The sequence below is a fragment of the Streptomyces sp. NPDC032161 genome (assembly GCF_040636995.1).
In the GTDB taxonomy this organism is placed as follows: domain Bacteria; phylum Actinomycetota; class Actinomycetes; order Streptomycetales; family Streptomycetaceae; genus Streptomyces.
The window spans coordinates 402,554-417,629 of sequence record NZ_JBEZVN010000002.1; the positions used below are offsets into that span (position 1 = coordinate 402,554).

The window sequence follows — 15,076 nt, forward strand, 5'->3', positions numbered from 1 at the left end:
GGTCCGCTCCTGGGGTCCACAGCCGATAAAGGGTTCGGCTCCCACCCTATCGAGGGCGGAGGACAGCGAAGAGCCCCGTCCATCGGATGGACGGGGCTCCTGCTGTGGCGATCAGTTCAGGCGATCAGTGGTGACCGTGGCCGCTGGTGATCTCCTTGTACTCCTCGACGGTGGGCTTGGCGATCTGGTTGTTCTCGCCGTAGAAGCCCTTGCTGAGCCGGGCACGCAGCTTCTGCATCGCGGAGACCTTGCGCTCGACACCGTTCTCGTCGACCGTCGGGCCGATCTCGAGCGGCTCGTACTGCTCGTGCTGGGTGAGCGTGTGCAGCTGCTCGGGACCGAGCGGCTCGTGGATCTCGACGAACTCACCGTGCGGCAGACGCTTGATGATGCCGGACTCGCGCCCGTGCAGCACCTTCTCCTTGTCGCGGCGCTGGAGACCGAGGCAGATCCGCCGGGTGACGACGAACGCGATGACCGGGCCCGCGAAGATGAAGATCCGGATGAACCAGGTGATGGCGTTGATCGACAGGTGGAAGTGCGTGGCCCACAGGTCGTTGCCACCGCCGATGAAGACGATGACGTAGACGGTGATCCAGGCGACGCCGAAGGCCGTCCGGGTCGGAGCGTTGCGCGGGCGGTCCAGCAGGTGGTGCTCGCGCTTGTCACCGGTGACCCAGGACTCGAGGAACGGGTAGACCGCGATGATCGCGAGTACCAGTCCGAAGAGTGCCAGCGGGATGAACACACCCAGGACGAGCGTGTGACCCCACAGGTTGATCTCCCAGCCCGGCATCACTCGGATCAGACCCTCGGCGAATCCCATGTACCAGTCGGGCTGGGCGCCGGTGGACACCTGGTCCGGCCGGTACGGGCCGATGGACCAGACCGGGTTGATCGTGGCGATGGCCGAGATGATGGCGATGATGCCGAAGACCAGGAAGAAGAAGCCGCCCGCCTTCGCCATGTACACCGGCATGAGGGGCATGCCGACGACGTTCTTCTGGGTGCGGCCGGGGCCGGGGTACTGCGCGTGCTTGTGGTAGACGACGAGGATCAGGTGCGCCACCACGAGACCGAGCATGATGCCCGGCAGCAGCAGGATGTGGATCGAGTAGAACCGGGCGACGAAGTCGTGACCGGGGAACTCTCCGCCGAACAGGAACATGGAGATGTACGTGCCGACGATCGGCACGGACAGGATCGCGCCCTGGGTGAAGCGGATACCGGTACCGGACAGCAGGTCGTCCGGGAGCGAGTAGCCGGTGAAACCGGTGAACATGCCGAGCACGAACAGCAGGAAGCCGAACAGCCAGTTGATCTCGCGCGGCTTGCGGAAGGCGCCCGTGAAGAAGACGCGCATCATGTGCACGAACATGCCGGCCAGGAAGATCAGCGCGGCCCAGTGGTGGATCTGGCGGACCAGCAGACCACCGCGGACGTCGAAGCTGATGTCCAGCGTCGAGGCGTAGGCCTCGGACATCCTGATGCCCTGCATCGGCTCGTACGAGCCGTGGTACACGACCTCGTTCATGCTCGGGTGGAAGAACAGCGTCAGATACACACCCGTGAGGATGATGATGATGAAGCTGTAGAGCGCGACTTCCCCGAGCATGAAGGACCAGTGGTCCGGGAAGATCTTGCGCATGTTGGCCTTGGCCAGGGTGTAGATCCCCAGTCGGCCGTCCGCCCAGTCGGCAACCCGCTCACCGGCGGGCGCCTTGCGATTGCCCGGCGCCGAGGAGCCGGGGGCTTGCGTGGTCGCAGTACTCATCCGCGCTCCCAGAATGCAGGACCGACGGGCTCTTCGAAGTCACCGAGCGCTTCGAGGTTGCCCTCGCTGTTCACGCCGATGCGCAGCTGCGGAAGGGCGTGACCGGCCGGGCCGAAGATGACGCGGGCGCCGTCGGAGAGGTCGAAGGTGGACTGGTGGCAGGGGCAGAGCACGTGGTGCGTCTGCTGCTCGTAAAGGCTGATCGGGCAGCCGACGTGGGTGCAGATCTTGGAGAAGGCCACGATCCCCTCGTGCGCCCACTTGCGCTCGCGCGCGTCCTTGATGTCCTCCGGACGGATCCGGACGATCATCAGCGCCGCCTTGGCGATCTGGTTGTTGAAGTCCTCCGCCTCCTCCGACAGGCCCTCGGGCATGGCGAAGGTCAGCGAACCGACCACGACGTCCTCGGGACGCAGCGGCTCCATCGTGTTCATGTTGATGAGCTGCTTGCCCTGGGCCCACAGCGACTTGCGGAGCTTCTTCTCCGGCAGCGGGCCGAGGTCGCGCAGCAGCACCACACCGGAGAGCGGCACCAGGGCCAGCGCGCCGAACATGGTGTTGCGGATCAGCTTGCGCCGACCGAGCGCGGACTCCTTGGCGCCCTGGGCGAAGTCCGCCAGGACCTTCGCCTTGACCTCGGGAGCGGCCTCGATCGGGTGACGCTCGTCGGCGACCTCCGCGTCGGACATCAGGGTGCGCGCCCAGTGGACGGCCCCGGCACCGATCGTGAAGAGGGCCACGCCCAGGGTCAGACCCAGGGAGAAGTTGAGCACGCTCACATGGCCGAAGGGCCAGATGTACACGATCTTGTCGACCGGGAAGATGACGTACGACGCGATGAAACCGATCGTCGCCAGCATCGACAGCGTGAAGAACAGGGCGACGGTGCGCTCGGAGCGCTTCGCGGCCCGCTCGTCGATGTCCTGGATGCGCGGCTCGTGGGCCGGCAGCCCCGGGTCGGCGAACGGGTTGTCCGCGACCTCTACCGCGGCGTGCGCGGTGCCCTGCACGGTGGGCAGGTTCTCGTCTGGAATCTCTTGGCTACTCATGACTTCTTGGCCTTAGCGGTGTGGGCCGCGACCCAAACGGCGAGTGCGATCAGGGCGCCGAGACCGAAGATCCAGGCGAACAGACCTTCGCTGACCGGACCCAGGCCACCCAGCGCGAGACCACCGGGGCTCGGGGTGTCATCGCTGTTCACGGCCTTGACGTAGGCGATGATGTCCCGCTTCTGCTGCTCGGGCATCGTCGTGTCCGGGAAGGACGGCATGTTCTGCGGGCCGGTCTGCATGGCCTCGTACAGGTGCTTCGGCGACACGCCCTCGAGGCTGGGCGCGTACTTGCCGTTCGTCAGCGCGCCGCCCTGACCGGTGAGGTTGTGGCACTGGGCGCAGTTGGTACGGAACAGCTCGCCACCCTTGGCGGCGTCCGCGCCGGAGGGGTCGTACTGCTGCTTGGTCGGCGTGATCGGACCGGCGCCGAGGGACGCGACATATGCCGCGAGCTGGTCGATCTCGGCCTGGCTGTAGATGTTCTTCTTCTTCGGCACCTGGGCGCCCGGCTGCTGCGCGGGCATGCGGCCCGTGCCGACCTGGAAGTCGACGGCGGCAGAGCCCACGCCGACCAGGGGCGGCCCGTCGGTGGTGCCCTGACCGCCGGTCCCGTGGCAGCTGGCGCAACCGACGGCGTACAGCTTCTTGCCCTCGTCGATGGCGAGGGACTGGGCGGTTTCGTCGGCCTGCGCCTTACTCGCGGGCGCAAACGCGGCATACAGCCCCCCAGTAGCCGCCAGCGCGAGGAGTAGTACGACGACCGCCGCCAACGGATGGCGTCGTCGAGCGGAGAGCTTTTTCACGGATTACCCCGGTGTCAGGATCTTCTGCGTCGATGCTGGATGTGGTTCGGGTCGAGCCCGGTTACTTGATCGTGTGGTTCGGGTCGGGCCCGATCACTTGATCATGTAGATCGTGGCGAAGAGGCCGATCCACACGACGTCGACGAAGTGCCAGTAGTAGGACACGACGATGGCCGAGGTGGCCTGTTCGTGGGTGAACCTCTTGGCCGCGTACGTCCTGCCGAGGACGAGCAGGAAGGCGATGAGCCCGCCTGTCACGTGCAGGCCGTGGAAGCCGGTCGTCAGGTAGAACACCGAACCGTACGGGTCGGAGGAGAGGGAGAGGCCCGCTTCCTTGACCAGCTCGGTGTACTCGAGGACCTGGCCTCCGATGAAGATCGAACCCATCACGAAGGTGATGATGAACCAGGTGCGGAGCTTCTTCACATCGCCCCGCTCGGCGGCGAAGACGCCGAGCTGGCAGGTGAGTGAGGAAAGCACCAGGATCGTGGTGTTCGTCGCCGAGAACGGGAAGTTCAGGTGCCCGGCCATCTCCTTCCAGTGATCCGGTCCCATCACCGATCGCAGGGTGAAGTACATCGCGAAGAGGGCCGCGAAGAACATCAGCTCGGAACTAAGCCAGATGATGGTTCCGACGCTGGTGAGGTTCGGTCGATTGACCGACGGGTGCGCGTGCCCGGTTTCTACTGTCGTTGCTGTCGCCACGACCGACATTATGTCGGTCGCTTATCCCGCCCTCACTCCGGGGGGTGCCGTTCGGTGTGTCAACCGGGTGTGCCCTCCTCGAACGGCCCATGAAACCGCTGTCACGGGCGATGCTGACAGGCCGTCCGGCGGAGTACGATCCGCGCATCGGTTCATGCCCGCCAAGCCCCGCAGACACGGATGTCACGGAGGAACAATGCAGCCGACCGCCACGGTCCTGGTCTACAGCGACGACGCCAACACCCGTGAGCAGGTGAGGCTGGCAGCCGGGCGCAGGCCTGCGGCCGACGTGCCCGAGGTGGAGTACATGGAGTGTGCCACCCTGCCCGCCGTCCTGGAGGCGCTGGACAACGGCGGGATCGACGTCTGTGTGCTGGACGGCGAGACGGCGCCGGCGGGCGGCATGGGCGTCTGCCGGCAGATCAAGGACGAGGTCTTCCGCTGCCCGCCCGTCCTGCTGCTGATCGGGCGCCCGCAGGATGCCTGGCTGGCCACCTGGAGCCGTGCGGACGCCGCGGTGACCCTTCCGGTCGAACCGGTCGAGTTCGCGGACGCACTGGCCGCCCTGCTGCGCAGCAGGCGCTGCGTGGACGCCTGAGGCCCGTCGCACCACCCGTCCTCTCGGAGGGGCAGCGCACTCCCCGGGCCGTCAGACCTGGGGGCGCAGGCGTGCCGCCTGGACCGTGTCCGCGCGTTCCGGCTCGGCGTCGTTGCGCAGTGCGCTGCCCTTCTGCCATTTGTCCCAGGACAGGTTCCAGTCGCCGTAGCCGTTGTCGAACGGGGTCATCATCTCGCCCTGGCTGCCGACGACCGTGACGAGGTCGCCCTCGCGCACGGTGTTGAAGAACCACTCGGCCAGGCCGGTGGTCATGCCCGTGCAGCCGTGGCTGACGTTCGCGTACCCCTGCGAGCCGGTGGACCAGGGGGCCGCGTGGACGTACTCCCCGCTCCAGGTGACGCGTGTCGCGTAGTAGACCTGCAGGTCGTACGAGTCGTCGGAGCCCGCCGCGATGCCGATCGTCTCGCCGCGCATGCGTACGGAGTACTCCTTGGACAGCACCACCTTGACCCCGTTACGGGTGGCGAAGCCGGGTTTGCCGGTGGTGACCGGAATGGTGTTGATCACTTTCCCGTCGCGCTTGACGGTCATCATGTGCGCGGCGGCGTCGGTGACGGCCTCGACGCGGTCGCCGGTGGTGAGCTTCAGCGCTTTCGTGGGCGCCCCGTACAGGCTGTCGGTGACCTTGATGCCCGCCAGGCCGCTGCTGACGTCGATCCTGGCCCTGGCGGGCCAGTACTCCTTCGGACGGTAGTGCAGGGTCTTGTCGTCGACCCAGTACCAGGATCCGGTGACGGCGGGCGTGGAGCGGACGCTCAGGGCGCGCTCCACGACGGCCCTGGCGGCCTTGTCCTTGATGGGGGCGCTCAGTTCCGCGGTGATGGGCTGTCCCACGCCGTAGGTGCCCGCCTTGGGGCCGAAGGCGACCTTCAGCGTCTTCTTCTTGGTGGCGCCTGTCTCGAAGGAGAGCGTGCGGCTGCCGGGGGCGCCGTCGCCGTCCTCCACGCTGACCCGCACGGTGTACCGGTGGCCGGCGGCGAGGGGGGATGTGGAGCGCCAGCGCTTCCCGTCGGCGTCGAGTTCGCCCGCCAGGCGGCGTCCGGTGGCGTCCGTGGCCGTCACGTCCGTGATCCGGCCGTCGTCGTCCTTGACACCGACCTCGATCGGACGGTCGGAGTCCGCCTTCTTGTCGCCCTCCGGCAGGTTGGAGGTGATCTCGTCCCCCGCGTCGTAGGGCTTCGCCGCGAGCGGGTGGTCGTCGGAGGCTCCGCATGCGGTCGCGGCCGCTATCAGGGTCGCGACCAGCAGCGTGCCGCTCACTAGGGGGCGGATGCGCAGCGTGTGGTCCATGAACACACGTTATGGATATTTCATCCCTATTGGCGCGTCTTGTGCGTGCAAACGGGGGCCCGTACCTCTTTTGGTGGAGAGGTACGGGCCCCCGTCTGGTGGAGCCGATGGATCGGTGACCTCAGGTCACTGGGTGCGGTTCTCGCCGTGGTAGTACTCGAAGACCCAGCCGAGCAGGCCGATGAGGATCATCGGGGCCGAGAAGTACATCAGCCACCAGCCGAAGATGACGCCCATGAAGGCGAGGGTGCCACCCACGGCCAGGGAGAGCGGCTGCCAGCTGTGCGGGGAGAAGAATCCCAGCTCGCCGGCCTCGTCGGCGATGTCCGCCTCCTTGTTGTCCTGCGCCATGGCGTCGACCCGCTTGGCCGTGAAGGCCAGGTAGAAGCCGATCATGACGGCCAGGCCGAAGGCCAGGAGGAGCGTGGTGGTGCCGACCGGCTCCTTCGCCCACACGCCGTAGGTGACGGCCATGGCGAGGATGAAGACGCTCAGCCAGAGGAACATCTTGCCCTGGATCTTCACTTGCCTGCCTCCTTGCCGCCGGCGAGGGCCTTCTCGCCCTCGGGGGCGAACTCCAGCTGCTCCAGGGCCGCGATCTCCGGGTGGTGCAGGTCGAACGCCGGGGATTCGGAACGGATCCGCGGCAGCGTGAGGAAGTTGTGCCGCGGCGGCGGGCAGGAGGTCGCCCACTCCAGGGAACGGCCGTAACCCCACGGGTCGTCGACCTCGATCTTCTTGCCGTACTTGGCGGTCTTCCACACGTTGTAGAAGAACGGCAGCATCGACAGGCCGAGCAGGAACGAGGCGATCGTCGAGACCGTGTTCAGCGCGGTGAAGCCGTCGGCGGCGAGGTAGTCCGCGTAGCGACGCGGCATGCCCTCGGCACCGAGCCAGTGCTGCACCAGGAACGTGCCGTGGAAGCCCACGAACAGCGTCCAGAACGTGATCTTGCCGAGCCGCTCGTCCAGCATCTTGCCGGTGAACTTCGGCCACCAGAAGTGGAATCCGGCGAACATCGCGAAGACCACGGTGCCGAAGATGACGTAGTGGAAGTGCGCGACGACGAAGTACGAGTCCGTGACGTGGAAGTCCAGCGGGGGCGACGCCAGGATCACACCGGTCAGACCACCGAAGGTGAAGGTGATCAGGAATCCGATGGCCCAGAGCATCGGGGTCTCGAAGGACAATGACCCCTTCCACATCGTGCCGATCCAGTTGAAGAACTTCACCCCGGTGGGTACCGCGATGAGGAACGTCATGAAGGAGAAGAACGGCAGCAGCACACCGCCTGTGGCGTACATGTGGTGCGCCCACACCGTCACGGAAAGACCCGCGATGGCGATCGTGGCACTGATCAGACCGATGTAACCGAACATCGGCTTCCGGCTGAACACCGGAATGATCTCGGAAATGATTCCGAAGAATGGCAGGGCGATGATGTACACCTCTGGATGGCCGAAGAACCAGAAGAGGTGCTGCCAGAGCAATGCCCCGCCATTGGCCGCATCGAAGATGTGCGCACCGAATTTACGGTCGACCTCCAGCGCGAAGAGCGCGGCGGCGAGAACCGGGAAGGCCAGCAGGACCAGCACACCGGTCAGCAGGACGTTCCAGGTGAAGATCGGCATGCGGAACATCGTCATGCCGGGTGCGCGCATGCAGATGATCGTGGTGATGAAGTTGACCGAACCGAGGATCGTACCGAACCCGGAGAAGGCCAGACCCATGATCCACATGTCGGCGCCGACACCCGGCGAACGGACCGCGTCCGACAGCGGGGAGTAGGCGAACCAGCCGAAGTCCGCCGCACCCTGCGGGGTGAGGAAGCCGGCCACCGCGACCAGCGAGCCGAAGAGGTAGAGCCAGTAGGCGAACATGTTCAGCCGCGGGAACGCCACGTCGGGCGCGCCGATCTGCAGCGGCATGATCCAGTTCGCGAAACCGGCGAACAGCGGCGTCGCGAACATCAGCAGCATGATCGTGCCGTGCATCGTGAACGCCTGGTTGAACTGCTCGTTCGACATGATCTGCGTGCCGGGACGGGCCAGCTCGGCGCGCATGAAGAGCGCCATCAGGCCGCCGATGCAGAAGAACACGAACGACGTGACCAGGTAGAGCGTGCCGATCGTCTTGTGGTCGGTGGTGGTCAGCCACTTGACGACGATGTTCCCCGGCTGCTTGCGCCGGACCGGCAGCTCGTCCTCGTACGAGTCGTCTGCTGCCGCGGCACCCTGAGGTTCGTTGAGGATGCTCACAGTTTGTTCGTCTCCGCATTCCTGGCCGGGTCAGTCTGCTTGATGCCGGCCGGCACGTAGCCCGTCTGGCCCTTCTTCGCCAGCTCCTTGAGGTGCGCCTGGTAGCGCTCCGGGGAGACGACCTTGACGTTGAAGAGCATCCGGGAGTGGTCGGCGCCGCAGAGCTCGGCGCACTTGCCCATGAAGGTGCCCTCCTGGTTGGGGGTCACCTCGAAGGCGTTGGTGTGGCCCGGGATGACGTCCTGCTTCATGAGGAACGGCACCACCCAGAAGGAGTGGATGACGTCGCGCGAGGTCAGGACGAAGCGAACGCGCTCACCCTTCGGCAGCCACAAGGTCGGCCCGGGGTTGCCGTTCTGGGGGTTCCGCGTGCCCGGGATGCCGTAGTCGTAGACACCCTCCGCACCCTTGGGGAAATCCTTCCGGAACCTGTCCGGAATGGCGTCGAGCTGTGCGGGGATCTCGCTGCCCGTGGCGGTCGAGCCGTCCACGTTCTCGATGTAGTTGAATCCCCAGCTCCACTGGTACCCGACCACGTTGATGGTGTGGGTCGGGTTCTTGAGTTCGAGGAGCTTCGACTGATCGCGCGCGGTGAAGTAGAAGAACACCGAGACGATGATCAGGGGGACCACGGTGTACAACGCCTCGATGGGCATGTTGTACCTGGTCTGCGTAGGAACCTCGACCTTGGTGCGGCTGCGCCGGTGGAAGATGATGGACCACAGGATCAGGCCCCAGACGAGGACACCCGTGGCGAGCGCTGCCGCCCACGAGCCCTGCCAGAGGGAGAGGATCCGCGGTGCTTCTTCCGTGACCGGCGTGGGCATTCCGAGGCGGGGGAAGTCCTTGTATGTGCAACCGGTGGCGGTTGCCAGGATCAGGCCCGCAGTCAGCACCTGCGGCAGCTTCCGCCGCATCGGGCGCCGCGACGAGCGGTCGGAGCCGTTGGGACTCACGTAGCGCCTTCCCGAGAGTCTCGCCCACGCGGTCGGCGCGGCCGGTCCTTCTGGTCGGTCGCCGCCCTGACGCGGGCAGGGGTTTGGATGTTTATGCGGACCAAACCCTACTGGACGCCATTTGGGGTCGCGCGGGGAGGGTGCCCAACGCGCCGCCCGACTCCCCGAAGGGGTGGAATACGGGCTCATGACCGCTATCTGACGCCCCTTTTCCTGGTGCCACGGCCGCAGCCCGCGCGGAACCCGGCCCCCGACGGGGCGGGGCGCGCCCCGGGGTGCGGGGGTGCAGCCGGGGGGCGCGACACGGAGGAGATCCGGGGCACGGGACCCGGGCCGTGCCGGGGACGGGCGCGGGCCCCGGGGGCGGGCCACCCCGGGGCCGGGGCGGGGCGGGCTAGCGTGGTCGTGTGCCCTACTTCGATGCCGCTTCCTCCGCTCCCCTGCACCCCGTCGCCCGCCAGGCGCTGCTCGCCGCGCTGGACGAGGGGTGGGCCGACCCGGCCCGGCTCTACCGCGAGGGGCGGCGCGCCCGGCTGCTGCTGGACGCGGCCCGGGAGGCCGCCGCCGAGGCTGTCGGCTGTCGTCCGGACGAGCTGACTTTCACTCCTTCGGGGACGCTGGCCGTGCATTCCGGAATCTCCGGCGCCCTAGCGGGCCGTCGGCGTGTCGGTCGCCATCTGGTCGTCTCCGCGGTCGAACACTCCTCCGTACTTCATGCGGCGTCCGCCCATACGGCGGAGGGCGGGGAGGCCACCGAGGTCGCGGTGGACCGGTCGGGGGCGGTGAGTGCGCCGGAGTTCGCGCGGGCGCTGCGTACGGACACCGCGCTGGCCTGTCTGCAGTCCGCCAATCATGAGGTCGGCACCGAGCAGCCGGTCGCCCGGGTCGCGGAGGTCTGCCGGGCCGCGGGGGTGCCGCTGCTGGTGGACGCGGCGCAGTCGCTGGGCTGGGGTCCTGTGCCGGAGGGCTGGTCGCTGTTGACGGCCTCCGCGCACAAGTGGGGCGGGCCCTCGGGGGTCGGGCTGCTGGCGGTGCGCAAGGGGACGCGGTTCGCGATCCGGGGACCGGCCGACGAGCGGGAGTCGGGGCGGTCGGCCGGGTTCGAGAACCTTCCGGCGGTGGTGGCGGCGGCGGCTTCGCTGCGGGCCGTGCGGGCCGAGGCTGCGGCGGAGGCGGCACGGTTGCGGACCCTGGTGGACCGGATCCGGGCCGGGGTCCCGGAGCTGGTACCCGACGTGGAAGTGGTCGGCGATCCGGTGCGGCGGCTGCCGCACCTGGTGACCTTCTCCTGTCTCTATGTCGACGGGGAGACCCTGCTGCACGAACTGGACCGGGCGGGGATCTCCGTGTCCTCCGGTTCGTCCTGCACCAGCAGCACACTGACCCCGAGCCATGTCCTGAGAGCGATGGGGGTGCTGTCGGAAGGGAACGTACGGGTGTCGCTGCCGCGCGGCACCACGGACGAGGACGTGGACCGCTTCCTGGACGTGCTCCCGCGAACGGTCGCGGAGGTGCGGGAGAGGCTGGGCGCGCCCGTGCCGAATCCCGGGGAGGCCGCCGGGGGCGACTCCCTGGTGGTGGACGCCCGGGGGAAGCGCTGTCCGGTGCCGGTGATCGAGCTGGCGAAGGTGATCGGGGAGGTGCCGCGGGGCGGGACGGTGACGGTCCTCTCCGACGACGAGGCGGCGCGCCTGGACATCCCGGCGTGGTGCGCGATGCGCGAGCAGGAGTACGTGGGAGAGGAGCCGGCGGACCGCGGCTCGGCCTATACGGTCCGCCGGCTGACCTGATCTCGCCGCCCTGGTCAGCCCAGGTGCGTGCGGACCTCGGCGGCGGCCTCGTCGCCGTACGCCTTGGTGAAGCGCTCCATGAAGTGGGCGCGGCGCAGGGTGTACTCCTGGGTGCCGACGGTCTCGATGACCAGGGTGGCGAGCATGCAGCCGACCTGGGCGGCGCGCTCCAGGCCGACGCCCCAGGCGAGGCCGGAGAGGAATCCGGCCCGGAAGGCGTCGCCGACGCCGGTCGGGTCGACCTTGCTCTCCTCCTCCGGGCAGCCGACCTCGATCGGCTCGTGGCCGACGCGCTCGACGCGGACGCCGCGGGCACCGAGGGTGGTGACCCGGTGGCCGACCCGGGAGAGGATCTCCTCGTCGCTCCAGCCGGTCTTGGTCTCGATGAGGCCCTTCTCGTACTCGTTGGAGAAGAGGTATGTGGCGCCGTCGAGGAGGATGCGGATCTCCTCGCCGTCCATCCGGGCGATCTGCTGCGAGAAGTCGGCGGCGAACGGGATGCCCCGGGAGCGGCACTCCTCGGTGTGGCGGAGCATGCCCTCGGGGTCGTCGGCGCCGATCGAGACGAGGTCGAGCCCGCCGACCCGGTCGGCGACGGACTTCAGCTCGATGAGCCGGGCCTCGCTCATGGCACCCGTGTAGAAGGAGCCGATCTGGTTGTGGTCCTCGTCCGTCGTGCAGACGAACCGGGCGGTGTGCAGGACCTCGGAGATCCGGACCGAGCCGGTGTCGACGCCGTGGCGGTCGAGCCAGGCGCGGTAGTCGTCGAAGTCGGCCCCGGCGGCACCGACCAGGATCGGGTTCGTGCCGAGCAGCCCCATGCCGAAGCAGATGTTGGCGGCGACACCGCCCCGGCGCACGTCGAGGTTGTCGACCAGGAAGGAGAGGGAGACCGTGTGCAGCTGGTCCGCGACCAGCTGGTCCGCGAATCGGCCGGGGAACGTCATGAGGTGGTCGGTGGCGATGGAGCCGGTGACTGCGATGCGCACGGGAAGAGTGCTCCTGCGGAGATCGGGGGGAACGGGATGGACGTGTTCCCGGGGGCGGCGTGACAGTTCACGCTACCGTTCCCGGTGCGCACCCTGAAGGGGGGAAAACTACCCGATAGTAGGGCTTTCTTCTCCGCATGGGCGATGCCTACGGTGCCCTCATGTCGAATCACATCGCCACGCACGAGTCCGAGATCAGCCTGTCCGAGCTGCGCGGTGACTGCGCGCGGATGGCGCCGCACTGGGTGGCCCGCGCGAAGCCCGCCCCCGACCGGGTGGCCCCGGAGCGGATCCACGGCGTGACCGTGCCGGCGGCGTCCGCCCGGCTGGTCGACGGCATGTCCGAGTACGGCGACTGAGCGCCGGGCCCGCGCCCCGGCCGGGGGGAACCGGGCCCTGGCCCCCGCTCCCTCCGGCCGGGCGTCCGGCGCGGCGGCCGACCGCGCTGACACGGCGGCCGGGCGCGCGATTCCCCCGGCTGGAGTACGGCGGCCCCGCTCCGGGGAACCGTCCGGCCCTGTGCCCCGTCCCATCGTCGTCCCGAGCCCAGGGACGGACGGCAGGCCGGTCGACGGCCTGTGACGACGGCAGCGCAGGCGAAGGAGCGGATCCGGTTGAGCACCGAGCGACCCGACAACGACGTGACCGGCCCCCGGGACGAGGTGACCGGCACCCGGCGAGGTTCACCGCGCGAGGATGCTCCGGACGGGGCGCCGGCGAGTGTTCCGGACGCGGCGGCGTCCGCCCGGCCACGGCTCCCGAAGCGTTCCGTGGTCGTGGCCTCGGTGGCGGCGGTCCTGCTGGCCGGGGGCGGTGGCGCGTACTGGGCGGCGACCGCCGCGAACGGCGACGGCGGGAGCGGCGGCGGTGCGGCGGCCGGCGGCGGGGGCTCCACTCCTCCCCCGTTGGCCCTGGACGAGCGTGCGGACGTTCCGCCGGCGGCGCCGGACGGGCCCCCGCAGGGCATCGCGGTCGGTGAGCCCGATCCGCACGGGGGCAAGATCGTCCACCGCGTGTCCGGGACGCTGCCGCAGGGGCCGGGCCGCGCCGAGGTGCGCCGTGCGGTGGGCACGGTCACGGCGGCGGAGGTGACCCGGCTGGCGAAGGCGCTGGGCCTGGCGGGCGCGCCGCGGGCGGAGGGCACGTCCTGGACGGTGGGCTCGGACAAGGACGGTTCGGGGCCGCTCCTGAAGGTGGACAGGCAGGCCCCGGGCACCTGGTCCTTCGCCCGGTACGGCTCCGGGGGCACGGACGACTGCCGCCGGGGTGCGTCGGTCTGTTCGAGCGGCAGGACGGCTCCGGACGGCAGCGGCTCCCCGGTGAGCGAGAGCGCCGCCAGGGCCGCCGCGGCACCGGTCCTGAAGGCGGCGGGGCTGGACGACGCCGCCCTCGACTCCCGCCAGGTGATGGGCTCCGCACGGGTGGTGAACGCCGATCCGGTGGTGGACGGGCTGCCCACGTACGGCTGGTCGACCGGTGTCCAGGTGGGGCCGGACGGCGACGTGGTCGGCGGCAGCGGGCACCTTAAGGGTCTGGAGAAGGGCGACAGTTATCCGGTGATCAGCGCGGGAGAGGCGCTGAAGCAGCTGAACGGCTCGTCGTCGCGGACGGGCCGGGGCTCCGGGGCCGGAGGGTGCGCCGAACCCGTACCGCTGGAGGGTGACCTGAAATCGCCGGGAGTCCGTTGCGGGACGCGGACCGGGGCGGAGCCGCCGACGACGACGGTCACGATCGACAAGGCGGTGTTCGGCCTGTCGATGCAGCACGTGGCGGGCGAGCCGGCCCTCGTGCCGTCCTGGCTCTTCTCGGTACGGTCCGCCACGGGCGGCGCGGGCACGACGCTGGCGCGGGTCGCCGTGGACCCCGCGTATCTGGCGAAGGCGAACGACGCCCCGGCGACGCCGCCGGGCGGCACGTCCGACAGCTCGCGGCAGATCCAGTCGTACAGCGCCGACGGCCGGAACCTGTCGGTGACGTTCTGGGGCGGGGTGTGCAGCACGTACGCGGCGAGCGCGGCCGAGGACGGGAAGACGGTGCGGGTGACGGTGACGGAGTCGAAGCAGGAGGGGAAGAAGGTCTGCGTGATGATGGCCGAGGAGCTCACCCGGACGGTGACGCTGGACGCACCGCTCGGTGACCGGACGGTGATCGACGCGGCCTCGGGCGCCCGCGTACCGGGCGCCTGACGGCCCCGTACACACGGCCGTGCACACGGCGGCTCGTACGCACGCCTGTACGCACGGCGAAGGCGGCGGCCCGGATTCCGGGCCGCCGCCTTCGTGTGGGTTCTCCGCCCCCGCCTTCAGGAATCGGCGCCTTCGGGGCTCAACCGCCGTCGGGGTCAGGTGCCTCGGGGCTCAGTTGAAGGAGTCGCCGCAGGCGCAGGAGCCCGTGGCGTTCGGGTTGTCGATCGTGAAGCCCTGCTTCTCGATGGTGTCGACGAAGTCGATGGAGGCGCCGCCCAGGTACGGAGCGCTCATCCGGTCGGTGACGACCTTGACGCCGTCGAACTCCTTCACGACATCGCCGTCGAGCGAGCGCTCGTCGAAGAAGAGCTGGTAGCGCAGGCCCGAGCAACCGCCGGGCTGGACGGCGACGCGCAGCGCCAGGTCGTCGCGGCCTTCCTGCTCCAGCAGGCTCTTGACCTTCGCGGCGGCGGCGTCGGACAGGAGGATGCCGTCGCTCACGGTGGTGGTCTCGTCCGATACGGACATCTGCTTCTCTCCCGGGGTTGTACGGAGACTGCTTGCCGACGTTGCAACCGTCGGGACCGCGGATTCATTCCGGGCCGAGCGCTTGCCTGTTCCCCTCATGCTCGCACACGGGCCCCTTCAGGGGAT

14 protein-coding genes are annotated in these 15,076 nt (G+C 68.9%); 4 read left to right on the forward strand and 10 right to left on the reverse strand.

The window, feature by feature from the left end:
- Positions 1 to 124 precede the first annotated feature (124 nt).
- The 4 genes from AB0E67_RS07590 to AB0E67_RS07605 form a co-directional block, all read right to left on the reverse strand.
- Positions 125 to 1,774 (reverse strand): cytochrome bc complex cytochrome b subunit, encoded by a 1,650-nt coding sequence (locus AB0E67_RS07590; protein WP_362022282.1) that lies wholly within the window; start codon positions 1,772 to 1,774, stop codon positions 125 to 127.
- On the reverse strand, positions 1,771 to 2,823 hold the full coding sequence (locus AB0E67_RS07595) for a Rieske 2Fe-2S domain-containing protein (RefSeq protein WP_362022284.1): 1,053 nt from the start codon (positions 2,821 to 2,823) through the stop codon (positions 1,771 to 1,773). The genes AB0E67_RS07590 and AB0E67_RS07595 overlap by 4 nt, the downstream gene beginning before the upstream one ends.
- Complete coding sequence (locus tag AB0E67_RS07600; protein ID WP_362022287.1) at positions 2,820 to 3,629, reverse strand: c-type cytochrome; 810 nt, start codon at positions 3,627 to 3,629, stop codon at positions 2,820 to 2,822. The genes AB0E67_RS07595 and AB0E67_RS07600 overlap by 4 nt, the downstream gene beginning before the upstream one ends.
- A gap of 93 nt (positions 3,630 to 3,722) precedes the next feature.
- Complete coding sequence (locus tag AB0E67_RS07605; RefSeq protein ID WP_351518526.1) at positions 3,723 to 4,343, reverse strand: heme-copper oxidase subunit III; 621 nt, start codon at positions 4,341 to 4,343, stop codon at positions 3,723 to 3,725.
- A 187-nt stretch (positions 4,344 to 4,530) separates the two neighbouring features.
- On the opposite strand from AB0E67_RS07605, the gene AB0E67_RS07610 reads away from it, so the two are divergent.
- Complete coding sequence (locus tag AB0E67_RS07610) at positions 4,531 to 4,932, forward strand: hypothetical protein (RefSeq protein WP_362022290.1); 402 nt, start codon at positions 4,531 to 4,533, stop codon at positions 4,930 to 4,932.
- A 51-nt stretch (positions 4,933 to 4,983) separates the two neighbouring features.
- Here the strand turns inward: AB0E67_RS07610 and AB0E67_RS07615 are convergent, their stop codons facing one another.
- The 4 genes from AB0E67_RS07615 to coxB all read right to left on the reverse strand — a co-directional run bounded on the left by AB0E67_RS07615 (position 4,984) and on the right by coxB (position 9,457).
- A complete protein-coding gene (locus tag AB0E67_RS07615) occupies positions 4,984 to 6,243 on the reverse strand; it encodes an Ig-like domain-containing protein (protein ID WP_362022293.1) in 1,260 nt (419 codons plus the stop codon).
- Between the two features lie 126 nt (positions 6,244 to 6,369).
- Positions 6,370 to 6,768, reverse strand: coding sequence for a cytochrome c oxidase subunit 4 (locus tag AB0E67_RS07620; RefSeq protein WP_362022295.1), 399 nt, complete (start codon positions 6,766 to 6,768; stop codon positions 6,370 to 6,372).
- Entirely contained in the window at positions 6,765 to 8,501 is a 1,737-nt protein-coding gene (gene ctaD, locus AB0E67_RS07625) for a cytochrome c oxidase subunit I (protein WP_362022298.1), read from the reverse strand. The genes AB0E67_RS07620 and ctaD overlap by 4 nt, the downstream gene beginning before the upstream one ends.
- Entirely contained in the window at positions 8,498 to 9,457 is a 960-nt protein-coding gene (coxB, locus tag AB0E67_RS07630; protein WP_362022301.1) for a cytochrome c oxidase subunit II, read from the reverse strand. Before coxB ends, ctaD begins: the two co-directional genes overlap by 4 nt.
- A gap of 407 nt (positions 9,458 to 9,864) precedes the next feature.
- Here coxB and AB0E67_RS07635 point away from each other — a divergent pair, with 407 nt between their 5' ends.
- Positions 9,865 to 11,247, forward strand: coding sequence for an aminotransferase class V-fold PLP-dependent enzyme (locus AB0E67_RS07635; protein WP_362022304.1), 1,383 nt, complete (start codon positions 9,865 to 9,867; stop codon positions 11,245 to 11,247).
- Between the two features lie 14 nt (positions 11,248 to 11,261).
- Here AB0E67_RS07635 and AB0E67_RS07640 read toward each other — a convergent pair whose 3' ends face one another.
- The gene (locus AB0E67_RS07640; RefSeq protein WP_362022307.1) at positions 11,262 to 12,236 is read right to left on the reverse strand and encodes a carbohydrate kinase family protein; all 975 of its coding nucleotides are present in this window, start codon (positions 12,234 to 12,236) and stop codon (positions 11,262 to 11,264) included.
- Positions 12,237 to 12,397: 161 nt separating this feature from the next.
- Between AB0E67_RS07640 and AB0E67_RS07645 the strand changes: the two genes are divergently transcribed.
- Complete coding sequence (locus AB0E67_RS07645; RefSeq protein ID WP_360112441.1) at positions 12,398 to 12,595, forward strand: hypothetical protein; 198 nt, start codon at positions 12,398 to 12,400, stop codon at positions 12,593 to 12,595.
- Between the two features lie 411 nt (positions 12,596 to 13,006).
- Complete coding sequence (locus AB0E67_RS07650) at positions 13,007 to 14,422, forward strand: hypothetical protein (protein ID WP_362023555.1); 1,416 nt, start codon at positions 13,007 to 13,009, stop codon at positions 14,420 to 14,422.
- 171 nt (positions 14,423 to 14,593) lie between these two features.
- Here the strand turns inward: AB0E67_RS07650 and AB0E67_RS07655 are convergent, their stop codons facing one another.
- Complete coding sequence (locus AB0E67_RS07655; protein WP_073782225.1) at positions 14,594 to 14,950, reverse strand: iron-sulfur cluster assembly accessory protein; 357 nt, start codon at positions 14,948 to 14,950, stop codon at positions 14,594 to 14,596.
- Positions 14,951 to 15,076 lie beyond the last annotated feature (126 nt).